The sequence below is a fragment of the Rhodobacter sp. P2_H5 genome (genome assembly GCF_056403335.1).
Map to the genome: position 1 here is coordinate 256,688 of NZ_JBFUFS010000003.1, position 24,172 is coordinate 280,859.

Here is a 24,172-nt window from a genome sequence, read left to right on the forward strand (position 1 = left end):
AGCGCGCATCGGCGCGGTCCACAGCACGATTTCCGCCAAGAGGCGTCTTGTTTCAGCCATGGCGGTTCACCAGCATCCGGGCGGCGCGGCGAAAGGTGGCCATGATCTCGGTTCGCATCGGCTCTGCGACCGGGATATTGGTCAGGGCTTCGGCCATCGCCTCCAGCCAGGCCTCGGCCTCTTGCGGGCGGATCGGCAGATGGGCGTGGATCTCGCGCAGGTTCATCGCGCCGCGCGCCTCGGCATAGTAGCGGCGGCCACCGAAAAACCCGCAGAGAAAGTCGAACTGGGCGGCGCGGGCGTGGTCGAGGCCATGACCCTGCTGGTGCAGTTTCAGGATCGCCGCCGCCTCGGGTCGGGTCTCTATCAGGTCATAGAAGCGGGCGACGAGGGCGCGCACCGCCGCCTCGCCACCGATCCGGTCGATCATCGTCTCCATCAGCTTTGCGGCCGGGTCTTCTTCGGGTCATAGGCCGAAAGCGGAGTGATCAGCGCCGGAAGCCGCTTTTGCTGCCCGTCGAGCTTGCCGACCTCCAGCGCCGTGCCGACCTCGGCATGGGCGACATCGACGCGGGCCAGGGCGATCTGCTTGCCCAGAAGCGGCGAGCGCATGGCCGAGCAAATGACACCGACCTTGGCCCTTCCGAGGTGCAGCGTGTCGCCATGGCCGACATCGGTGGCGGCGTCGATCTCAAGGCCCACGAACTTGCGCGAGGGATGGTCCTTGCGGCGGATCAGGGCGTCACGGCCGATGAAATCATCGGGCTTGGATTTGAGCGGCACGGTGAAGCCGATCCCGGCCTCGAACGGGTCGGTCTCGTCGCTGAAATCGTAGCCGGCGAAGATCAGGCCGGCTTCGATCCGCACCATGTCGAGCGCCTGAAGGCCCATCGGCCGAATGCCAAGATCGGCCCCGGCTGCCATCACCGCATCATAGACCGCCACCGCATCCTTCGGGTGGCAGAAGATTTCATAGCCAAGCTCCCCGGTATAGCCGGTGCGCGAAACGACCAGCGGCGCGCCGGTCGGGGTCTGCAAGCGGGCGATGGTATGGCGGAACCAGCCCAGCTCCGCCAACGTCGGCTGATGCGGTGCGGTCCAGACGATCCGCTTCAGGATCTCACGGGAGTTCGGGCCCTGCACAGCCAGATTGTGCAGCTGGTCGGTGGAGGAGCGCACCATCACCTTCAGCCCGAGCTTTTCCGCCTGCTGGCGCAGCCAGACCCCGCCGAAATCGTCGCCGCCGATCCAGCGGAAATTGTCGCGGCCAAGGCGGAACAGCGTGCCGTCGTCGATCATCCCGCCGTGCTCGTAGCACATGGCGGAGTAGACCACCTGCCCCACCGCCAGCTTCTTCACATCGCGGGTCAGGGTGTACTGCATCAAGGCCTCGGCATCGGGCCCCGTCACCTCGAACTTGCGCAGGGGGGAGAGGTCGATGGCCACGGCGGCCTGACGGCAGGCCCAGTATTCCTCGATCGTGCCTGCGGCGGCATAGGCATTGGGCAGCCAATAGCCGCGATATTCCACCATGTTGCGGGTCAGGGCCGAAGTCGCGGGGTGGAAGGCGGTCTCTTTGGTCATCTGCGGCTCCGCATCGGGCATGGGGCGCCAGGCGGTGGCGCGCTGGAAGGGTTCGGCACCCGAATAGGTGCGGATGTGGATATCCGACAGATACCAGCCATTGGCGGGCGAAGTGTCATCCGGGCAGGAGGAGTTCACGCAGACCAGATCGGTCAGCGCGCGGAACAGGACAAAATCGCCCGGGCGGCTCCAGGGTTCATCGGCGATCAGCACGCCATGGGCGTCGATGGCCGTGTTGAAGAAGAGGTTGACGGCCATCCAGCCGGGCCTTGCGCTCACGCCATGCGGGGCCAGGGCCGCGTTGAAATTGTCCGAGCAGTTGACATGGCCGGGATAGCCGATCTCGTCGTAATATTTCGCAGCGCAGGCCATGGCAAAAGCGTCGTGGCGGCCCACGGTGTCCTGGATGACCTCGACCAAGGGCTCCCAGTCCTGATCGTAGTATTTGGCGTGGAGGCCTGGCATCGAATAGGCATGACCCATCAGGGTGCGCGAGGTGGTGACATCAAGGGGATGCTCGATCCCCCGCTCCAGCTTGCGCGCCGAAAAGCATTGGAAATCGGTGCATTGGCGGCCATCGACGTCGACGATCTGGATATAGTCCCCCGCCTTGACGTGATAAGCGCGGGCGGTGGCGGATTTGACCCGCAGGTCGAGCGTCGGTTCGGCCAGCGGCTCGGGCAGATCGTGCAGCGCCGCCCAACCCGGATTGGCGCGGTCGATGGTCAGGATCAGAGGGGTCAGCGTCGCCTGGGCTTCGGGCGCCATGGGCAATCCCGGCGCGGCCAGGATCAGGCTGCCCGCCCGGTCGGCGGTGAACGTCGCTTGCGTTCCGGCGGGCGAAGCCTCGCCAAACAGCCCAAGCGCCTTGGCGCGGCCAAGGTCGATGCCGCGCCGCGCGAGGCCCGCGCGCAGCCGCGCCATCCCAGGGCCGCCCGCGGTGATCAGGGCTTTGAGCCCCTCACCCGTGCAATCGGCCGCGACGCCTAGGATCGTCGGATCAATCCCCCCGTTCTGGTCAGCCGCCAGAACCTCGGCGCGCTGGCCGCCCTCGACATTGGTCACGGTGATCCGGTCGCCCTGATCCAGCGCCACCAGAAGCGCGCCGCCGCCTGGCACCTCGTAGCGCTCATGCCCTGAACGGCGCTGCGCGGCTTGCGGCGTCAGGATCTGGCTGGGCTTGGGCGGGCCGGGCCGCACCGAGGGGTATGGGCTGTCAAGCATGGACATTCTCCGCGCCAGTTTTAACTGATGTAAAACTTGTTCATCCTCAAGAATAACACGTCGCAAGGACCGCACAAGTCGGGCCAAGGGCGCAACACGATTTTTCGTCGAAAAATCGGGCTCAACGGTCGGGCGGCTGCGCCCCGGACAGGCCGCGCAGACCCGCCAGCGCCTTGCGTTCGTTCTGCGGGCTGACGCCGAAAGCCTCGGCATAGTGCCGCGCCATCGGGCCCGAGCGCGGATAGCCGACCGAGGCCGCGATCTCGGTCAGGGAATCGTCGGAATAGAGCACCCGCTGGCGCGCCTTGGCCAGCCGGATCAGGCGGTAATAGCGCAAGGGGCTCTGGCCGGTCTCGCGCTTGAACAGGCGTTCGAAGTTGCGTTCGGACATCTCCACCGCATCGGCCACGTCCGGGATGCGCAAAGGGTCCTCGATATGGGCGTCAAAGAGCTGGATCGCGGCGCGGATCGGCTGCGGCAAAGCATCCGCCGTGCCCGCGCCGCGCTGCACCGGGACCTTCTGGCGCGCATCCTCATCACGCACGAAGGGGTGCTGGAACCAGCAGGCGACCTCGGTCATCGCGGCCCGCCCCAGCCGTTCCTCGATCAGGCGCAGCATCAGGTCGAAGACCGCCCCCGCCCCCGAAGCCGTGATGCGCCGCCGGTCGCGGACAATCACCGTCTCCTCGGCTTCGATCTGCGCGAATTCGGCCTTGAAGGCGCTTTCATAGCACCAATGCACCGAACAGCGGTGCCCCTCCATCACGCCAGCCCGCACCAGGGGGAAAATCCCGCCCGAAAAGGCCCCGATCACCACCCCGGCCCGGTCCATCCGCCGCAACACGGCGGGCGAGCGGCGGGCATCGGCGAAGCTGCCGGTCGGCGGTGACAGAAGGTAGATCTGATCCAGCCCCTGCGCCTCGTCCAGCCGCAGATCTGGCGTGAAGCGCACCTCGGCCGAGGCGCGCACCGGCTCCGCCGTCTCGCCCAGCAGCACCCAGGAAAAAGCCCGCGTCCCGGTGATCTCGTTGGCGGCCCGCAAAGGCTCGATCGCCGAGGTCAGGCAGGCCATCGGAAAGCCGGGGAACATCAGGAACCCCAGCTTCAAAGGCTTGTCCATCACGGGTCCGGCCACCAGCCCGGCGAGGTCGGCGCCCCGTCATCGTATTTGGAAAGCCATTCCACCATCATCTTGCGGTTGCGCTCGAAGCCCTTGTAGGTCGAAAGCTCGACCGGCAGATCGCGCATCACCCGGTGCAGGCGGCGGCCCCATTTCGGCACGGTCACCAGCTCCTCGAACTTGCCAAGGTAGGCGCGGATCGAAAAGGCGATGGCGTTGGAGCGCGGCAGCCGGAACAGCGCCTGCAATTCGACGCGCAGGTGCTGGCGGTGGCCGAAGGTTTCGGGCGTGATCGTGGTCTTGGTCGGGCCCCATTTCGGGTAATGCTCGGGGCTGGTGTCCAGAAGCGGATCCACCGTCATCGTCCAGTTGAAGCGGCGGACCGGCGCGCCCTGCTGCAGTTTCAGAAGGAATTTCAGCGCCCGGTCGAACACCTGCATCTCATGCGCCAGGGGCACCGGCGCGTGCCATTCCATGAAGTTCATGCCGACGTCGAAATCGAGGGACCAGTCGGCCTGGGTCGTCACCATCCCGGCATCCATCCAGAGATTGCCATCCCGTTCATCCTGCAAGGAAAAATCGCCCTGCATCTGGCGGGTGATATATTCCATCGGCCCATAAGGCAGCGTGCTTTCGTCCAGAAAGGTGAACTTCTGGTCGATCCCCAGGGGCCTATTGATCCAATGCCACTGGTCGCCATTCTTGTGGAGCGCAAACCACTGTGGGTAATCCCGCGCGTTGCTTTCCATGATCAGCTCCAGCAGGTCCCATCCCGCCAAAGTCATATGCGGCAGACTCTGGCAGCGCAGAGGGTCTTCGGCCAGAACCTTGGCGCGGTCGATCATTTCCGAGACATAGTGCTCGTCGACGTCAAAGGTTTTCTCGAAGACCGAACCCACCCGCCCCGGCACATGCGGTTCGATATTGACCGAATACATGTATTCGTCGCGGTCGAAGGGAAAGGGAAAGCGGCGGACGGCGGCGGGGGAGTTCTTGTAGGTGAAGTCCTCGCGGAAGGTCTCGTTCCTGAAGAAATCGTCGAAGGCGGGTTTGAAATCGAGGCTCATCTGCCCCTCCTATCGGTCAAGGACGAGGGTCTTGCCCTCGAAACGCGAAACGCAAGGCATGATCTTGGCCCCCTCGGCCTGCTCTTCCGGCGAAAGCCAGTGGTCGCGGTGCAGGATCCTGCCGTCGCAGGCGAGCACCTTGGTCTCGCATTGCCCGCAGGCGCCGCCGCGACAGAGGTAGGGCGCATCGACCCCCGCCGCCTCGATCGCCTCGAGCAAGCTCTGGTGGGTGCCCACGGTGACCTTCTTGCCCGAAGCGGCAAGTTCGGCGGTAAAGACGGCACCGGTTCCGGGAGCGAGGAATTCCTCGAAATGCACGGCCTGCGCGGGCCAGCCCAGGGCCTCGGCCCGGGCGCGCACCCAAGCAATCATCCCCTTGGGACCGCAGACATACAGATGCGTCCCGATCGGTTGGCGCGCCAGAAGATCATCCAGCGCAATCGCCAGGCCGTCGTCGTCATAGTACAGATGCACCCGCGGCCCATGCCCCGCCTGCAGATCGGCACCATAGGCGCAAAGCCCCGCATTGCGCGCGGCATAATGCAGTTCGAACTTGCCGCCGAAATGGGTCAACTGCTTGATCTGGGCGAGGAAAGGCGTGATGCCGATGCCGCCCGCAATCATCAGGTGCTTGCGCGCCCGGCTGTCGAGCGGGAAGAAGTTCAAGGGGTGGCTGATCCCGATTTCCATCCCCGGCACGACGTGGTTGTGCATGAAAAGCGAGCCGCCGCGCCCGGCATCATCGCGCCTGACACTGATCTCGTAGCCCGAACGATCCTCCGGGTCCGACATCAGCGAATAGGGGTTCAGCCGACGTGTCCCCTGATCGTCCATCTCGACCACGACATGGGCGCCGCCGGAGAAGGCCGGCAAGGGCGCGCCATCTCGGCTGACAAACCGAAAGCGCTTGATCAGGTCGTTGACCTCGACCACCTCGGCCACCTTGACGGAAAGCTTTGCCCCACCGCTCATTTGAACCGCTCCACCGATGCGGGCACCAACCCTGGGTCTTCGGCGTCGATGTTCACGCCTTGAAAGGCCGCGATCCGGCGCGAGTAATGGTCGCGCACGAAAAGATGCAAGCCGCAATGGCTGCAAACGAAGGGATCGGTCGCCACGTTCTCGGTGATCCCCTTGCAATGCACGCATTGCACCCGGCGCAGTGTCGATCCGCGATGCTCTTTCTGAATGGCCGCAAAGGGAAAGCCCGTCGCCATGATCTCGCGCTCGGCCTGGCCGATCAGACCTTCGGTCCCGGCGAGGTAGAATTGCGTGCCCATATGCGCCTCGCCCACTACTTTCTGCAGGCGCGGCATCAGTGAAGGGATGGTCGGCGCGCGGTAGGCCAGCGCCGCGCCAAGCGCCTGCAGGCTGGCCCATTGGTCGGTACCATTCGGCCCCGGCACGTAAAGAATATGCATCGCTGCCAGCATGGCCGCCGCATCGGGGGCGTGTGCCAGCATCTCTATCACCGCCTCCGCCCCCTCGCCGTCAGCGATGACCAGATGGGCGCGCCCCGGCCGGGCCTCAAGCGCCGCATAAACCGGCCTGCTCTTGATCGAAGGGGGGAAGCTGGTCTTGCTCATCGTCCTGCCTGAACCTGGTCTTTCATACTTGCCCAAATATCCCCGCCGGAGGCCCCGGTCTCCCCGAGGCGCCCCGGCGGGTCATCTCACCCCTGAACCGTCCGCCGCTTCTTGTCGATGTCGTAGAAGGGCAGGCTGTGGGTCTTGGCCTTGATGGCCCCATGCGTCCCGCAGTTCACGACGACTTCGGTGCCGTTGTTGGCGCAATCGACCGGCAGGCGGGCGATGGCCACGGTGTGGTTGTTCAGGCTGGAATGCATGGCCTGCGTGACGACGCCGACCTGTTTGCCGCCCTGCATGACGGGCGCCCCATTGCCCGGCGCATTCACGCCCTCCAGCTTCAGCCCCCAGATCTTGAAGCGTTCGCGGCCTTTCAGGCGGTAATGCTCCTCCGCGCCGCGGAAGCCGACCTTGCCGGGCGAAACGGTGAAATCGAGGCCAAGCTCCCACAAGGTGTCGCCCGGGCCTTCGTTTTCAAAGGGATACATCTCGGAATTGTCGAAGGGGAAGAACAGAAGGTAGCTTTCCGTCCGCAGCAGGTCGAGCGTGGTGAAGCGGCAGGGGATGATCCCCATCGCAGCGCCCTCTTCCAGTATCCGGTCCCAGATCAGCCCGGCATCCTGGCCCCGGCAGAAGATCTCATAGCCGCGCTCGCCGGTATAGCCGGTCCGGCTCAGCGTAATCGGCTTGCCGAACAGTGAGGTGCCCATGTGGCTGAAATAGCCCAGCTGCCGCACGCCGGGGATATGCTTTTCCAGATAGTCCACCGCCAGCGGCCCTTGCAGCGACAGGTCGTGCAGATTGTCGTCGAAACGGATCGAGACATCGCGCCCGGTTGCCGCCATGGTCAGCTGCTCATGACCCTGACCCGAGCCATGGACCACGGTGAAGGTGTTCGGCCCGAAGCGGTAGATCACGCAGTCATCGACGAACTTGCCCGCGTCATTCAGCATGCAGGCATAGACCGCCCGGCCCGGCATCAGCTTTTCCATGTTCCGCGTCGTGGCGCGCTCGATCACATGGCTGGCCGCGGGGCCCGAGATATGGACCTTCTTCAGACCCGAGACATCCATCAACCCGGCCTTGGTCCGGATCGCCAGATACTCCTTCTCGGGGTCGGCGTCATAGGACCAGGCGGTGCCCATGCCCGACCAGTCCTCAAGGTTGGAGCCCAAGGCCCGGTGCCGGTCGCCCAAGGTCGAGAATCGCCAGGAATTCGTCATTGATACCCCCCGTTTTCGGTGATTTGGACGAAGTTTGCGAGGGCACCTGCGAAAAAGCAATACTCAAGTGCAACATATTTTCTTCTGAGAAAACAAACGCCGAGATCGGATGAAAAAAGGGGCGCCCGCAAGGCGCCCCTTTTCGACTGTCAGAACGTCGCTCAGGCCGGCAGGACGAAGAACCAGTTGGCCCAAAGCACCACCGCCGCGCCCAGAAGCAGCGCGAGATAAGGCAGCATCCCCGCCTTGCGCTCGCCCATGTCGCCGTCCTTCAGGCCCAGTTCGGCCATGGCTTCGGCCGGAAAACGCCCGCCGTCCTGCACATAGTGGCGATAGGCGAAAACCGGGATGATCAGCGCCGCAAAGATCACGCCGGCCCAGAGCGCGTTGGAATAGCCCCAGACCTTGGCCCCGGCGCCGAGGAACAGCGCGTTGACGAAGGCCAGCACGGTGTTGATCCCGATCAGAACCGCCGGTGCCTTCCACGGCCGCGCGATATGGCCCGAGTCGATGCGGTGGATCCAGCCGGCGTTCAGGTTGAGGAAGTTGAACACGATGTAGCCCACGTTCGAGATCGCCAGAACGTAGAAGTACCCGCCCGCATCCGAGGCCAGCGCCAGAAGGAACAGGTTGAAGCAGAAGTCGGTCCACATAGCACCCGTAGGCGCGCCATGGTCGTTCACATGGCTCAGATACTTCGGCAGCCAGCCGTCCTTCGACCCCTGATAAAGCGTGCGCGACGACCCGGCCATCGCGGTCATGATCGCGAGGAACAGGCCGAGGATCATCAGGATGACGAAGATCTGCGTCACGATGCGGTGGCCGCCCGCCATGTTGCCAAGCGCCTCGGCCACACCGGTGCCATCAACGATGCCGGGCGCCAGCATGCCGGCCTGCCCCAGCACGCCCTGGAAGGTGTAGGGGATGATGAAGAAGAAGACGCAGCACAAAAGGCCCGAGAAGAAGATCGCTTTGAAGGTGTCGCGCTGCGGGTTCTTCAGTTCCGACGTATAGCAGACCGCCGTCTCGAACCCGTAGGTCGACCAGGCCGCGATATACATGGCGCCGAGGAACAGCGTCCAGCCGCCGAGGTTCCAGAGCCCGTCCACCCCGGAATAGGACGCCGTCGGCGGCACGATCCCGGTGACATTGGCGGATTGAATCGCGCCGGTGAAGATCGGGTAAAGCCCGACCAGCAGCAAGGGCACCAGCACGATGATCGCCAGCACGCGCTGCGCCGAGGCGGTCGAGGCGATGCCGCGGTGCTGGATCGCAAACATGATCAGCATCAGCACCGCGCCCACCACGAAGGTGGAGTTGAAGTGCAAGGCGCCGAGGCCCGGAATGTTGAAGGTCAGCGCCTCCCAGGTCCGGATCGCCGGCGTCAGCGCCGCTACCGCATCGGCCGAGGCCACAGCGGTGATCGCATCGGCGGGCGCGGTCCCGGCATGGGCGGTCAGGTAATCCATCACCGCCTGGGTCGAGGCGGTGTAATCCGCCGCATGGGCTGAAACCCAGGCCAGCACCGCCGCCGAATCCGCCGCCGGAATCGGGAACAGCGCGTTCAGGATATAGCCGGCCGCAATGACCGAGCCGAGCGAGAGCACCGGGCTCCAGGCGAACCAGTTGCACCAGACCGACAGGGGCGCGATCAGCTTGGAATAGCGCAGCCAGGCCGTCGCCCCGTAAATCGAGGTGCCGCCCGACTTGTTGCCGAACATCCCCGCCATCTCGGCATAGGTGAAGCTCTGCAGAAAGCCCATGATCATCGAGATGATCCAGACGAGGAAGGCCGCCTTGCCCGCCACCCCGGCAATCCCGCCGATCGAGAACAACACCAGGGGCGGCACCCCCGCCGCAACCCAGAACGCACCCTTCCAGTCCAGCGCCCGCACCAGCTGACCCGCACTCGAGGCGGTGCCAGTGCTGGTCGCACTTGTCTCCATCGTCATCTTCTACCCTCTCCCGCTGTGTTTTTGCGCGCGCATCGCCAGAGGTTGGCCCGCGCATTCGCACCGGGTCCCGCCCGGATGAGGCCACAAAAACATGACCGAGAAATTAACGCTACAAAATTTTAATCGTCGGAATATTTGTTTACCCGCACCCCGGAGGCGCCGATAAATTTGCCGCAAAACGCAGCAAAAAGCCCGGCACAGAACGGTGCCGGGCTTTGCGAGGACGAAAGGCTCAGTTCTTGAGATAGCTTTCCATCGAATCCTCCAGCGCGTCCTTCCAGGGCGTGTGGTGGACCGGCGCCATCGACCCGGTGATCACCGACTTGTAGGCATGGTCACGGAAGGTCATGATGCCGGCGGCCTTGTGGTCCTTCCATTCAAAGAAGGCCTCGCAGGCGCCATCCACGTCGAAAGAGGGGTAGTCGGTCTCGGCGATCAGCTCCTTGACGTAATCGCCCTGATAATGGATCGCGTGATGGGCGTCCTTGCCGGCATCCTCGCCCGCCACGCGGTCGGTGACATCTTTGAGCAGAACCGCCTTGTCGGCGGGAATGGCGATCCGCCCCAGGATCACGTCGCGCACCCACCAGGCCTGGGCGTCGAACATGTTGAAGGTGAACCACTGGTCCTGCATCCCGATGTAGAAGAGCTTCGGATTGTGGACCCAAGCGACCCCCTTATACAGGTCCGCCGTCGCCAGCCGGTTCGCGGTCTTCAGGCGCAGATCGTCGGGCAAATACGGGAAATGGTGCTTGTAGCCGGTGCAGAGGATGATCGCATCGACCTTCTTGGAAGAGCCGTCCTTGAAATAGGCCGTCGTCTCGTCGACATGGTCAAGTGCCGGACATTCCTTGAAATTCTCCGGCCAATTAAAGCCCATCGGCGCATGGCGATAGGCCACGGTCACCGATTTCGCGCCATATTTCCAGCATTGCGAACCTATATCCTCGGCCGAATAGGACGACCCGAGCAGCAGGATATCCTTGCCGTTGAACTCCATCGCGTCGCGGAAGTCATGGGCGTGCAGGACCCTGCCGCCGAATTTCGCAAAGCCGGGGTATTCCGGCACATTCGGGGTCGAGAAGTGGCCGGAGGCGACGATCACATTGTCGAACTCCTCCTCATAGATCGAGTCCTTGACCAGATCATGCGCGGTCACGGTGAAATTGCCCTTGGCCTCGTTGTATTTCACGAAGCGCACCGGATGGCGGAAGCGGATCCAGGGGCGCACGCCGGCTTTCTTCACCCGACCTTCGATATAGTCGAACAAGACGGCGCGCGGCGGGTAGGAGGCGATCTGCTTGCCGAAATGCTCTTCAAAGGAATAGTCCGCGAATTCAAGACCTTCCTTCGGACCGTTCGACCAGAGATAGCGATACATCGAGCAATGGACCGGCTCGCCATATTCATCCAGGCCGGTGCGCCAGGTGTAGTTCCACAGGCCGCCCCAATTGCCCTGCTTTTCAAAGCACACGATCTCGGGGATCTCTTCCCCCTTGGCGCGGGCCGATTGGAAGGCGCGCAACTGTGCGAGGCCCGACGGGCCTGCCCCGATGACCGCTACTCGTTTCTTCATGGCATTCTCCCTGACGCGGGCCCTGCGATGGCGTGATGGTGTCTTGTTGATTCTGGCCCTTTGGAGGAAGCCTAGACAGACCCTATGCTGAGTGTCAATTTTTCTTCCTGCTGTGAAACGTCGCAGGGGGCCAGCCGCCCGATTTGCCGGCAGAAAAGCGGCCGTGGCACAGGGCCGGGGGTTCTAGCCCCGGGCGCCCTGACCCCGGGCATAGACATCCTCGTACCGGATGATATCATCCTCGCCGAGATAGGCGCCGGTCTGAACTTCGATCATGATGATGTTGACCTTGCCGGGATTTTCCAGCCGGTGCACCGCGCCCAGGGGCACATAGACCGACTGGTTTTCGCTGATCAGCTGCACCGTGTCATCCACCGTGACCTTGGCCGTGCCCTGCACGACGATCCAGTGTTCGGCGCGGTGATGATGGCTTTGCAGGGACAAGGCGGCGCCGGGGTGCACCACGATCCGCTTGACCTGGAACCGGTTGCCCGAAGCGATGGATTCGTAATAGCCCCAGGGCCGGAAATCGCGCGGGAAAGACTCGGCCTGGGGCGCGCCCTCGGCCTTCATCAGGGCCACGGCCTGACGCACCTCTTGCGCGCGCGACTTGTCGGCGATCAGCACGGCATCGGGGGTGGCCACCGCGATGATGTTGTTCAGGCCGATCCCCACCAGTCGGACGCTGTCGGATTCCGCGCGCAGCAGCGTGTCATGGCAATCAATCGCGGTGACCGGGCCGCTTTGCGCCAACCCCGCCGCATCCGGCTCCGAGGCGCGCCACATCGCCTCCCACCCGCCGAGGTCGGACCAGGCGCCGGCATAGGGCATGACCGAGAGGTTCTGGGCCTTCTCCATCACCGCGTAGTCGATTGAAATATCAGGCAGGCTCTTCCAGGCGGCGGAGTCGAGCCGCAGAAAGCCGAGATCGTGGCGCGCGCCGTCCAGCGCCGCCTGCACCGGGGCGATCATCTCAGGGGCATGGGCGCGGAAGGCGTCGAGGATGGTCGTCGTGGTGAACAGGAAGATCCCGGCGTTCCACAGGCAGCGGCCCGAGGCGAGCATCGCTTCGGCCTTGGCGAGCGGCGGCTTTTCGACAAAGCGCAGCAGGGGTTGAGGGCCGGCGATCCCGGCCTCGGCCAGCTCCAGCCAGCCATAGCCGGTTTCCGGGCGGTCGGGGGCGATGCCGAAACTGACGATCCTGCCCTGCAGGGCGGCCACGCTGGCGGCGCTGACCGCGGCGTGAAAGGCCTCGGCGTCGGGCATCACATGGTCCGAGGGCGCCACCAGCATCAGGGCACCGGGGCTTTCCGCCTCCAGTGCCAGGGCCGCGGCCAGCACCGCGGGCGCGGTGTTGCGGGCGCTGGGTTCGATCAGCACCGAGGCAGCGGGACGCGCGATCGCCTCCATCTGCTGGGTGACGACAAAGCGGTAATCGTCGCCGGTCACGATGATCGGCGCCGCATAGCCCGCCAGCGAGACCCGGCGCACCGTGGCCTGAAACAGGCTTTCGGTCCCAAAAAGCGGCACGAACTGCTTGGGCTGGCTTTTGCGCGACAAGGGCCAGAGCCGGGTGCCAGAACCGCCGCACAAAAGCACCGGGTGAATGAGCGGTGTCATGAACTTCTCCTTCTGGCGGCGCGGCTTGGCGCTGAGCTGGCCAATTTCTGGCCAAAGGCGAGAATTGGGCTTCCCACCCGGAAAGGCAAGTCCTCGCGTCTGGCCAGGGGGGCTTTGGGCCTTTTCACGGGGCCGCGCAAGGTCTGCACAAGGTCCGCGCAAGGCTGGCGGGCCAAAAGCCGCGCGCGCCCCGCAAGGCAGGGCACGCGCTGTGAGAGGGTCGTATATCTCGCCCTTGTCAGAGGAACAGGGCCGAGATCTGGTCGTTGGTCATCACCGCCGTCTGGGCCGAGGTGAAGGCCGAGGTCTGGCTGTTGGACAGGGCCGCGATATCGGCCGTCTCCAGTGCGGTGATCTGCGTCGTGGTCAGGGCGGCGATCTGCGCCGTGCTCCACCCTGCCATCTGGGCCGTCGTGAAGGCGGTGATCGCGTCGGTCGACAGCGCCGCCACCTGATCGGTGCCCAGCGCGCCGATCTGCGTGGTGGTGAGGGCAGTGACCTGATCGGTGGTCAGCGCCGCCATCTGGTCCGAGGTCAGGGCATGCAGCTGGTTGGCCGTCAGCCCCTTGATCGCCGCCGTGCTCAGGGCCGCGAAATCGACCACCTCCATCTGGGTCAGCACCGCTGTGCCCAGTGCCGCCACCTGACCGGAGCTGAGCGCCCCGGCCTGGGCGGTGGTCAGGGCCACGACATCATCGCTCGACAGGCCCGCCATGCTGGACAGGCTCAGCGCGCCGATCTGGCTGGTGGTCAGGGCACTGAACTGATCGGTGGTCAACGCCGCAACCTGGGCCGAGACCAGGACCGCGATCTGCGCCGAGGTCAGGGCCACGACCTGATCGGTCGACAGCGCGCCGATATCGCCGGTGGTGAGCTTGGTCACCTGCGCCGTGGTCAGCGCGCCGACCTGATCGGTGGTGAGCGAAGCCACCTGCCCGGTGGTCAGCGCCGCGATCTGCCCGGTGGTCAGGCCGCGGATCGCGCTGGTGGACAGGGCCGCGACATCCTCCCCCTCCATCTGGCTCAGGATGGCGGTGGACAGGACCGCGACCTGGGCTGACGTCAGGGCCGCCGCCTGGCCCGTGGTCAGGGCCACGACATCATCTGAGGTCAGGCCTGCGATGCTGGCCGTGGTCAGCGCCGCGACCTGGCCCGTGGTCAGCGCTGCCACCTGATCGGGCATCAGCGCGCGGATCTGGGCCGAAGTCAGCACCGCCACCGCCGCCGTGGCGAGGGCAGCCACCTGATCCGCCGTCATCGCCGACAGATCCGCCGTGGTCAGCCGCGCCACCTGCGCCGTGGTCAGAACGCCGACCTGATCGGTGGTCAGCGCCGCGACCTGATCGCTGCCGAGGGCAGAGACCTGCGCCGTGGTCAGCGCCCGGATCGCCGCCGTGGACAGGGCGGCGAGATCCTCCGCCTCCAGTGCCGCGATCTGCGCGGTGCTCAGCGCCACGATCTGGGCCGAGGTCAGCGCCCCCGCCTGATCGACGCTCAGCGCCACCACGTCATCGGTGCCAAGCCCCGACAGCGCCGCGGTGCCAAGCACCCCGATCTGGTCCGAGGTCAGCACCCCGATCTGATCGGTCGACAGCGCCGCGATCTGGGCCGAGGTCAGCACGGCCGCCAGCGCGGTGCTCAATGCCGTCAGCTGATCGGCCGAAAGGGCGGCCATGTCAGCCGTCGAGAAGCGGGTGATCTGCGCCGTGGTCAGGGCGCCGACCTGGGTGGCGCTCAGCGCCGCGATCTGGTCGGTCGACAGGGCTGCGATCTGCGCCGTGGTCAGCTTGGCCACCTGCGCCGTGGTCAGCCCGACCACCTGATCCGAGCCGAGCGCCGCGATCTGCCCGGTCGACAGCGCCACAATCTGCGCCGTGGTCAGGGCAGCCGCCTGATCGACGGTCAAGGCCGCCACATCCGCCGTCGATAGCGCCGGAAGTTGCGTCACCGTCAGCGCCGCGATCTGCGACGGGTCCAGGGCCGCGATCTGCGCCGTGGTCAGCGCCCCGACCTGCGCCGTGGTCAGCGCCGCCACCTGCCCCGCGCCCAGCGCCGCAATCGGCTCCGTCCCGATCGCGGCCACCTGCGCCGTGGTCAGGCCCGCCAGCTGCGCCGTGGTCAGACCGGTGATCTGGCCCGCGGAAAGCGCTGCGATATCGGTGGTGGTGAATTGCGACAGCTGCGCCGTCGACAGCGCCGCAAGCTGCCCCGCCGTCATCGCCGCCACCTGGTCCGAGCTCAAGACCGCCAATTGCGCCGTCGTCAGCCCCTTGACCGCAGCCGAGGAGAGGGCGGCGAAATCGCCGACCTCAAGCGCCGCGATCCCCGCCGTATCCAGCGCCGCCACCTGGGCCGAGGTCAGGACTGCGGCCTGCTCCGCGCTCAGCGCCACGACGTCCGCCGTGGTCATGCCAGCCAGCGCCGCCGTGCTCAGCGCCGTGATCTGCGCCGTGGTCAGGCTCGTGATCGCATCGGTGCTGAGCGCCGCGATCTGCGCCGAGCCGAGCGCCGCCACCTGCGCCGTGGTCATCGCCGCGACCTGCGCCATCGACAGGGCTGCGATATCGGCGGTGCTGAACTTGGCAAACTGCGCCGCCGTCAGGGCCGCGATCTGCGTCTCGCTCAACGCGGCGACCTGGGCCGTCGACAGGGCGGCGAACTGCGCCGTGGTCAGCTTGGCCACCTGCGCCGTGGTCATCGCCGCGATCTGGTCGCTGCCGATCGCCGCGACCTGCGCCGTGGTCAGGGCCGCCACCTGCGCCGTGGTCAGGCCTGCGACCTGATCCGCGCTCAGCGCCGCGACATCGGCGGTGCTGAACTTCGACACCTGCGCCGTGGTCAGGGCGACCAGTTGCGTCGTGGTCAGACCCGCCATCTGATCGGAGGTCAGGGCCGTGATCTGCGCCGTGGTCAGGCCGCGAATGGCTCCGGTGGTCAGGGCGGCCAGATCCTCGGTCTCCATCGCCGCGATGGCGGTGGAAGAGATCACCGCGATCTGCGCTCCGGTCAGGACATGGGCCTGGGCCGTGGTCAGGGCCACCAGATCATCCGAGCTTAGCCCCTTCAACGCCGCCGTCCCGAGCGCCGCGATCTGCGCCGTGGTCAGGGCCGCCGTCTCCTCCGTGGTCAGGGCGGCGATCTGCGTCGAGGTCAGAACCGCGACCTGGCCCGTGGTCAAGGCGGCGATCTGCGTCGCCGAAAGCGCCGCGATATCCGCCGTCGTGATCTTGGCGACCTGGGCCGTGGTCAAGGCCGCGACCTGCGCCGTGGTCAGCGCCGCCGCCTGATCCGAGGTCAGGGCCACGATCTGCCCGGTGGTCAGGCGCAGGATCTGCGCCGTGGTCAGGGCCGCTACCGCATCCGAGCCGAGGGCTGCGACCTGCCCCGTGGTCAGCGCCACGATCTGGCCCGATGTCAGGGCCGCGACCTGGGCGGTCGAAAGCGCCTCGATATCGGCGGTCGACAGCTTGGCGATCTGGCCGGTGGACAAGGCCACGACCTGAGCCGTGGTCAGCGCCCCGATCTGATCGGTGCTGAGCGCCGCGACCTGCGCGGTGCTCAGCGCCAGGACCTGCGCCGTGGTCAGCGCCGCCACCTGATCGGTGCCCAGCGCCACGACCTGCCCGGTCGAAAGTGCTGCGATCTGGGTGCTGGTCAGCACCGCGACCTGGGCCAGCGTCAGGGCCGCCACATCATCGGTCGACAGCGAGGCAAGCTGGGTCGAGGTCAGGACCTGCACCTGCGCCGTGGTCAGGCCGGCGATCTGCGCCGTGCCAAGCACGCCCAACTGCGCCGTGCTCAGCTTGGCAATCTGGGTCGTGGTCAGGGCGGCGAGCTGCGTCCCGGTCAGGGCGCCGAACTGGCCAAGGCTCAGCGCGCCAAACTGCGCCGTGGTCAGGGCCGCCACTTGGGCGGTGGTCAGGGCCGCGACATCAGCCGTACTCAGGGCGCCGATCTGCACCGTGGTCAGGGCTGCGGCCTGCGCCGTGGTCAGAGCCGCCACCTGCGCCGTGGTCAGGGCGGCAATCTGCGCCGTGGTCAGGGCAACCTCTTGCGCGGTGGTCAGCTTGGCCACCTGCGCCGTGGTCAGGCTTGCGACCTGCGCCGTGCCAAAGGCCGCGATCTGCGCCGTGGACAGGGCTGCAACCTGCGCCGTCGACAGCGCCTGCACCGCCGCCGTGCCAAGATTGCCGACCTGCGCCGTCCCAAGGCCCACCAGCTGCGCCGTGGTCAGGGCTGCCGCCTGCGCCGCACTCATCGCCGCGGCCTCTGCCGTGGAAAGCCCGCGCAACGCCGTGGTCGACAGGACGGCAATATCCGCCGAACCCAGCGCACCGAAGGCCAGAGGGTCCAGCGCGCCGATCTGGGTCGAGGTCAGAACCGCGGCCTGCGCCGTGGTCAAGGCCGCAGCCCCCGCCGTACTCAACCCCGCAATCGCCTGCGTGCGCAGGGCCAGGATCTGGCCCGTCGACAGCTTGGCAACCTGGGCGCCCGTCATCGCCCCGACCTGATCCGAGCCGAGGGCCGCGACCTGCGCCGTGGTCAGGGCCACGACCTGCGCCGTCGACAGGGCCGCCACACCCGCGGTCGCAATCGCCGCCACCTGGCCCGTGCGCAGCGCCGCCACCTGCGCCGTGGTCAGGGCCGCGATCTGGGCGGTGCCCAAGGCGGCAATCTCGGCCGTATCCAGCGTCCGCAGGGCCGCGGTGCGCAGGGCGGCGAGGTCTGCCGCCTCGAAGGCGCCGATCTGGTCCGCGCTCAAGGCGTCCACCTCCGCCGCCGAAAGGGCTGCGGCCTGGGCCGTGGTCAGGGCCACGATGTCATCGGTCGTCAGCCCGGCCAAAGCGTCGGTCGAGAGCGCCGCCACCTGCGCCGTGGTCATCGCCGCGATCTGGGCCGTCGTCATGGCACCGATCTGCTCCGAGGTCAGAACCGCCGCCTGGGTCGAGGTCAGCGCCGCAACCTGCGTCGTGGTCAGGGCGGCAATGCCATCGCTCGAGATCGCGGCCACCTGCGCCGTGCTCAGCACCGCCATCTGGGCGCTGGTCAGGCCTGCGACCTGATCGGTGCCCAGGCTCGCGATCTGATCGGTGCTGAGCCCGGCGATCGCCGTGGTGGTCAGGGCGGCCAGATCGGCCACCTCCATCGCGGCCAGAACCGTCGGATCAATCACCGCGATCTGGGCCGAGGAGAGAACCGCCGCCTGCGCCGTGGTCAGCGCCACCAGATCGGCCGAGCCCAGGCCGGGCAAGGCATCGGTGGTCAGGGCCGCGATCTGGTCGGTGGTCATGTTGGCCACCTGCGCCGTGGTCAGGGCGCCCAGCTGGTCATAGGTCAGCGCCGCGGCCTGCACCGCGGTCAGCGCCGCAACCTGGCCCGTCGACATCGCCGCCACCGCGTCGCTCGACAGGGCCGCGACCTGCGCCGTACCGAGGACCGATACCTGGCCCGTGGTCAGCCCCGCCACCTGATCCGATCCGAGGCTCGCCACCTGATCGGTGGTCAGCCCGGCCAGCGCCGTGGTGGTGACCTTAGCCAGATCCGCCACCTCCATCGCCGAGATCACAGTGGCGGCAATCGCGCCGAGCTGGGCCGAGGACAGCGCCGCCGCCTGCGCGGTGGTCAGGGCCACCAGATCGTCGCTGCCCAAGCCGGTCAGCGCCGCCGTGCTCAGGGCCGCGACCTGGCCCGTGCTCAGGCCCGCCATCTGGGCCGTCGTCACCGCCGCCAGCTGATCCGCCGTCAGCGCCGCCACCTGCCCCGTGGTCAGGGCCGCCGTTTGGTCGGTCGTCAGGGCCGCAATCCCCGCCGTCGCAATCGCGGCAACTTGCGCCGTGGCGAGCGAGGCCACCTGCGCCACGGTGAGCGCGGCGACCTGATCGGTCGAAAGGCTCGCCACGCCATCCGTGGTCATCCCGCGCAGCGCGGTGGTGGTCAGCGCGGCCAGATCCGCCGTCTCCATCTCGGCCAAGACCGAGGGCGCCAGCGCGCCAAGCTCGGCCGAGGTCAGGGCCGCCGCCTGCGCCGTGGTCAGGGCCACCAGCGCGTCGCTGCCCAGCCCCGCCAGCGCCGCCGTGCCAAAGGCGGCGATCTGCGCCGTGGTCAGGGCCGCAATCTCAGCCGTGGTCAAGGCCGCGACCTGGGCCGAGGACAGCGCCGCCACCTGCGCCGTGGTCAGCGCCGCTGCCTGTGTCGTGGTCAGCGCCGCCACATCCGCCGTGGTCAGCCCGCCGATCGCCGCGGTCGACAGGGCGGCAATCTGCCCCGCCGTCATCGCCACGACCTGATCCGAAGAAAGCGCCGCGACCTGCGCCGACCCAAGGCCGCGCACTGCCCCGGTGGTCAGCGCCGCCAGATCCGCCGTCTCGATATTGGCCAGGATCGCATCGTCGATCGCGGCAATCTGCGCCGAGCCCAGCGCCGAGGCCTGGGTCGTGGTCAAGGCCACCAGCGCGGCAGAGGTCAACCCCGCCAGGCCCGCGGTCGACAGGGCCGCAACCTGGGTCGAGGTCATGCCCGCCACCTGTGCCGTGCTCAACCCCGCCACCTGGGCCGACGTCAGCGAGGCCACCTGCGCCGTGGTAAAGGCCGCCACCTGGGTCGTCGTCATGGCCCCGATCTGGTCGGTCGACAGATGCGAGACCGCCGCCGTCGACAGGGCCGCCACCTGGCCATTGGTCAGGGCGGCGATCTGGGCGGTGGTCAGGGCCACAGCCTCCGCCGTGGTCAGCCCGCGCAGGGCAGCCGTGGTGATGGCGGCCAGATCCTGCGTCTCCATCTGGGCGATGATGCCGGCGTTCAGTCCGGCCACCTGGGCCGAGCCCAACGCCGCGGCCTGCGCCGTGGTCATCGCGACCAGATCGGCGCTGGTCAGCCCGGCAAGGCTCGCCGAGGTCAGCGCCCCCACCTGGCCCGGCGAGAAGGCCGCCATCTGCGCCGTGGTCAGGGCGGCAACCTGAGACGAGCTCAGCGCCGCCATCTGGCTGTTGCTGAAGGCCGCGACCTGGGCCGTCGACATCGCGGCCAGCGCCGCCGTCGCGATCAACCCGACCGAGGCGGTGGGCAGGGCCGCGACCTGCGCCGTGGTCAGGGCCGCCATCTGCGCCGAGCCGAGGGCGCCGATCTGGGTCGTGGTCAGGCCCTTGATCGCGGCCACGGTCAGCGCGGCAAGATCCGCCGTCTCCAGCGCTGCGATCGAGGCGGTGGCGAGGTTGGCGATCTGGGCGGAGGACAGCGCCGCCGCCTGCCGCGTGGTCAGGGCGACGGTGTCGGCCGTGCTCAAGCCCTGCAGGCCCGCCGTGGTCAGGGCGGCGATCTGCTGGGTCGTCATGTTGGCGATCTGCGCCGTGGTCAGGCTTGCGACCTGTGCCGAACCAAGGGCCGCGACCTGCTGGGTCGTCAGCGCCGCGATCTGGGCCGTGGTCAGGGCGGCCAGATCGGCGGTGGTCAAGTGCTGCATCTGGCTGGCTGTCAGCGCCGCCACTTGCGGATTGGTCAGGGCCGCGACCTGTCCGGTGGTCAGGGCGGCGATCTGGCCCGTGGTCAGGCCCTTGATCGTGGCGGCGCTCAGCACCGCCAGATCGGCGGTTTCCAGCGCCGCGATGGTCGCAGTGCCCAGCGCCGCGATCTGGGTCGAGGTCAGCGCCGCGGCCTGGCCCGTGGTCAGGGCCACACCGTCCGCCGTGCCAAGGCCCGCCAGCGCCGCGGTGCCCAGTGCCGCGATCTCTGCCGTGGTCAGGGCTGCGGTCTGCGCCGTGGTCAGCGCCGCGACCTGGGTTGAGGACAGCGCCGCCACCTGTGCCGTCGAAAGAGCGGCGATCTGCGCCGTGGTCAGGGCTGCGAAACTTGCGGTTGGCAGGGCCAGAAGCTGCGCCGTGGTCAGGGCCGCCGTCTGAGTCGTGGTCAGCGCCGCGACATCCGCCGTAGGCAAGGCCGCCAGCGCCGCCGTGGTCAGCGCCCCGATCTGGCGCGTCGTCAGTTGCGCCACCTGGCCCGTGGTCAGCGCCGCCGCCTGATCGGTGCGCAGGCCGGCAATCTGCGCCACCGTCAGCGCCGCGATCTGCCCGGTGGTCAGCCCGGCCACCGCCTCCGTCCCCAGGGCGCCAATCTGGCCCGTGCTCAGCGCAGCGATCTGCAGCGTGGTCAGCCCCGCCACCTGGGCCGAGGTCAGTGCGGCGATCTGGTCGGTGCCAAGCCCGTGCAGCGCCGTGGTGTTCAGCGCCGCAAGATCGGCCACTTCCATCACAGAAAGATCCGCCGTCGTCAACGCCGCCACCTGGGTCGAGGACAGGACCGCCGCCTGAACCGTGGTCAAGGCCACCGCCTCCGCCGTAGTCAAGGCGGCAAGGCTGCCCGTGGTCAGCGCCGCGATCTGCCCGGTGGTCAGCGCCGCGATCTGACCCGTCGTCAGCGCCGCCATCTGCCCCGTGGTCAGCACCGCGATCTGCGCGGTGCCCAGCGCGGCCAGCCGCGCCGTGCTGATGGCCGCGATCCCCGCCGTGCCCAGCACCACGAACTGACCGGTGCTCAAGGCCGCCAGTTGCCCGCTGCCCAGCGCCGCGATCTGATCGGAGCCGAGGGCCGCCGCCTGTGCCATGGTCAGACCGCGCAGCGTGGCGGTGGCCAGCGCCGCGATCTCATCGGTCTGCAGCGCGGCCACCGCCGCACTCGACAGGACCGCAATCTGGGCCGAGGTCAGCGAAGCCGCCTCCGCCGTGGTCAGGGCCGCCGCCTCTGCCGTGGTCAGGCCGGCCAGCGCCCCGGTGGTCAAGGCCGCGAACTGGGCAGAGGTCAGACCCGCGACCTCGTCACTGCCAAGCGCCGCCAGCTGGGCCGAGGTCAGGACGCGGATCTGCGCCGTGGTCAGCGCCGCGGTCTGATCGGTCGTCAGGGCCGCGATGTCATCGGTGGCGAGGGCGGCGATCTGCGCCGTGGTCATGCCCGCCACCTGCGCCGTGGTCAGGGCCGCGATCTGGCCGGTCTGCAGGGCCGCAAGCTGCGCGCCGCTCAGGCTCGCGAGTTGGGCCGTCGACAGGGCGACGACCTGCGCCGTAGTCAGGGCCGCCATCTGGCTCGTGGTGAATTTCGCCACCTGCGTCGTGCTCAGCGCCGCGATATCGCCGGTACTGAGGGCCGCGATCTGCCCGGTGGTCAGCGCCGCAATCTGCGCCGTGGTCAGGCCCCGGACCGCCGCCGTGCTCAGCGCGGCAAGGTCGGCCGTCTCCATCTTGTCCAGAACCGTGGTCGCAAGCGAGGCGATCTGGGCCGAGGTCAGGGCCGCCGCCTGCGCCGTGGTCAGGGCCACCAGATCGGCCGAGCTCAGACCCTTCAGCGTCGTCGTGCCCAGGGCCGCGACCTGCGCCACCGTCAGGTTGGAAAACTGCGCCGTGGTCATCGCGGCCAGCTGGGTCGAGGTGAGGGCCGCCACTTGGCCCGTGGTCAGCGCCGCCACCTGCGCCGTGCTCAGCGCCGCAAGATCCGCGGCCGGCAGCTTGGCCACCTGGGTCGCCGTCAGCGCTGCGATCTGCGCCGTCGAAAGCGCCGCCGCCTGACCCGTGCTCATCACGCCGACCTGCGCCGTGGTCAGCCCCTTGACGGCTGAGGTGCTCAAAGCCGCGATATCCGCCGTGCCAAGCGCCGCGAAAGCCGCCGTGCTCAGCGCCGCCACCTGAAGCGAGCTCAGCACCGCGACCTGGGTCGAAGAGAGGGCCGCAACCTCCGCCGTGGTCAGGCCCAGCATCCCTACCGTCGAAAGCGCCGCGACCTGGCCCGTGGTCAGGCCAGCCACCTGCGCCGTGGTCATCGCCCTGATCTGGGCGGAGCCGAGCCCCGCCACCTGCGCCGTGGTCAAGGCCACGACCTGCGCCGTCGACAGGGCGGCCACCGCGGCGGTGCTCAGCTTGGCCACGCTGGCGGCGGACAGGTTCGCGACCTGAGCCGTGCTCAGCGCCGCCACCTGCCCGGTGGTCAGCACCGTGGCCTGAGTCGAGGTCAGGCCCTTGATCGCCACCGTGCTCAGCGCCGCGACATCCGCCGTGCTCAAGTGCGAAATCGCCGCCGTGCTGAAAGCGCCCAGTTGCGAGGAGGTCAGCGCGCTGGCCTGGGCGGTCGTCAAAGCCTCGATATCGGCGGAACCCATCCCGCTCAACGCCGCGGTCGTCAATGCCGCGATCTGGCCCGTGGTCAGCGCGCGGACCTGCGCCGTGGTCAGAACCCCGATCTGGCCCGAGGTCAGCGTGGCGATCTGGCCCGAGGTCAGCGCCACGATCTGCGCCGTCGACAGGGCGCCCATCGCCGCCGTGCTGATCCCGGCCACCGAAGCCGTCGACAGCGCCGCGATCTGCCCTGTGCTCAAAGCCGCAACCTGACCGGAGGTCATCGCCGCAACCTGGATTGAACTGAGACCCTTGACCGCCACCGTGGTCAGCGCAGCCAGATCCGCCGTTTCAAGATGCGAGACCGCTGCCGTCGACAGCGCCGCGACCTGGGCCGAGGACAGGACCGCCGCCTGCGCCGTGGTCAGGGCCACCGCATCCGCCGAACCGAGCCCCTTGAGACCCGCCGTCGACAGGGCCGCCACCTGTGTCGTGGTCAGCGCCGCCGTCTGTGCCGTGGTCAGCCCGGCCAGCTGGGTCGAGCTCAGCACAGCGATCTGCGCCGTCGACAGGGCCGCGATCTGCGCCGTCGACAGGCCCGCGATATCGCCCGAGGCGAGCTTGCCCACATCCGCCACCGGCAGGGCCGCGATCTGCGCCGTGGTCAGGGCCGCGATCTGGCCGGCATCCAGCGCGATGATCTGGGCCGAGGTCAGCCCCTTGATCGCCGCCGTGGTCAGGGCTGCGATATCCGCCGTCTCCATATGCGACAGGGCCGCCGTACCGATCGCGGCCAGCTGCGCCGAGGTCAGGACCGCCACCTGCGCCGTGCTCATCGCGACCAGATCGGCCGAGGTCAGCCCGGCGAGGGCGACCGGCGTGATCGCCGCCACCTGCGTCGTCGTCAGGGCCGCCGTCTGCGCCGTGGTCAGCACCGCCACCTGCGTCGATTTGAACGCCGCGAACTGCACCGCGCTCATCACCGCAAGCTGGCTGGTCGTCAGCGCTGGCACCTGCGCCGCGGTCAGCGACTGGATATCCGCCGTCGTCAGCGCAGCGATGGCGGCGGTGGACAGCGCGGCAATCTGGGCAGTGGTCAGCGTTGAAATCGTCGTCATGGGGG

The 24,172-nt window shown here is 67.7% G+C and carries 11 protein-coding genes; all 11 read right to left on the reverse strand.

The features are described 5' to 3' along the window. Positions 1-52: 52 nt before the first annotated feature. Entirely contained in the window at positions 53-439 is a 387-nt protein-coding gene (locus tag AC1DVR_RS05445; protein ID WP_477999521.1) for a group II truncated hemoglobin, read from the reverse strand. After that, on the reverse strand, positions 439-2,808 hold the full coding sequence (locus tag AC1DVR_RS05450; RefSeq protein WP_477999522.1) for a DUF1989 domain-containing protein: 2,370 nt from the start codon (positions 2,806-2,808) through the stop codon (positions 439-441). Before AC1DVR_RS05450 ends, AC1DVR_RS05445 begins: the two co-directional genes overlap by 1 nt. Positions 2,809-2,929: 121 nt before the next feature. Further along, positions 2,930-3,928 (reverse strand): GlxA family transcriptional regulator, encoded by a 999-nt coding sequence (locus AC1DVR_RS05455; RefSeq protein WP_477999523.1) that lies wholly within the window; start codon positions 3,926-3,928, stop codon positions 2,930-2,932. Beyond that, the gene (locus AC1DVR_RS05460) at positions 3,928-4,995 is read right to left on the reverse strand and encodes a heme-dependent oxidative N-demethylase family protein (protein WP_477999524.1); all 1,068 of its coding nucleotides are present in this window, start codon (positions 4,993-4,995) and stop codon (positions 3,928-3,930) included. The genes AC1DVR_RS05455 and AC1DVR_RS05460 overlap by 1 nt, the downstream gene beginning before the upstream one ends. A 9-nt stretch (positions 4,996-5,004) precedes the next feature. Continuing rightward, positions 5,005-5,967, reverse strand: coding sequence for a PDR/VanB family oxidoreductase (locus AC1DVR_RS05465; protein WP_477999525.1), 963 nt, complete (start codon positions 5,965-5,967; stop codon positions 5,005-5,007). After that, a complete protein-coding gene (locus tag AC1DVR_RS05470; protein WP_477999526.1) occupies positions 5,964-6,581 on the reverse strand; it encodes a dimethylamine monooxygenase subunit DmmA family protein in 618 nt (205 codons plus the stop codon). Before AC1DVR_RS05470 ends, AC1DVR_RS05465 begins: the two co-directional genes overlap by 4 nt. 86 nt (positions 6,582-6,667) lie before the next feature. After that, entirely contained in the window at positions 6,668-7,804 is a 1,137-nt protein-coding gene (locus AC1DVR_RS05475) for an aminomethyl transferase family protein (protein WP_477999527.1), read from the reverse strand. 161 nt (positions 7,805-7,965) lie between these two features. Beyond that, positions 7,966-9,756, reverse strand: a complete 1,791-nt coding sequence (locus AC1DVR_RS05480; protein WP_477999528.1) for an APC family permease — start codon at positions 9,754-9,756, stop codon at positions 7,966-7,968. Between the two features lie 235 nt (positions 9,757-9,991). Beyond that, positions 9,992-11,335, reverse strand: a complete 1,344-nt coding sequence (locus AC1DVR_RS05485) for an NAD(P)-binding domain-containing protein (RefSeq protein WP_477999529.1) — start codon at positions 11,333-11,335, stop codon at positions 9,992-9,994. Positions 11,336-11,518: 183 nt separating this feature from the next. Continuing rightward, complete coding sequence (locus tag AC1DVR_RS05490; RefSeq protein ID WP_477999530.1) at positions 11,519-12,955, reverse strand: mannose-1-phosphate guanylyltransferase/mannose-6-phosphate isomerase; 1,437 nt, start codon at positions 12,953-12,955, stop codon at positions 11,519-11,521. A 238-nt stretch (positions 12,956-13,193) separates the two neighbouring features. After that, positions 13,194-24,167 (reverse strand): beta strand repeat-containing protein, encoded by a 10,974-nt coding sequence (locus tag AC1DVR_RS05495; RefSeq protein WP_477999531.1) that lies wholly within the window; start codon positions 24,165-24,167, stop codon positions 13,194-13,196. Between the last annotated feature and the right edge of the window lie 5 nt (positions 24,168-24,172).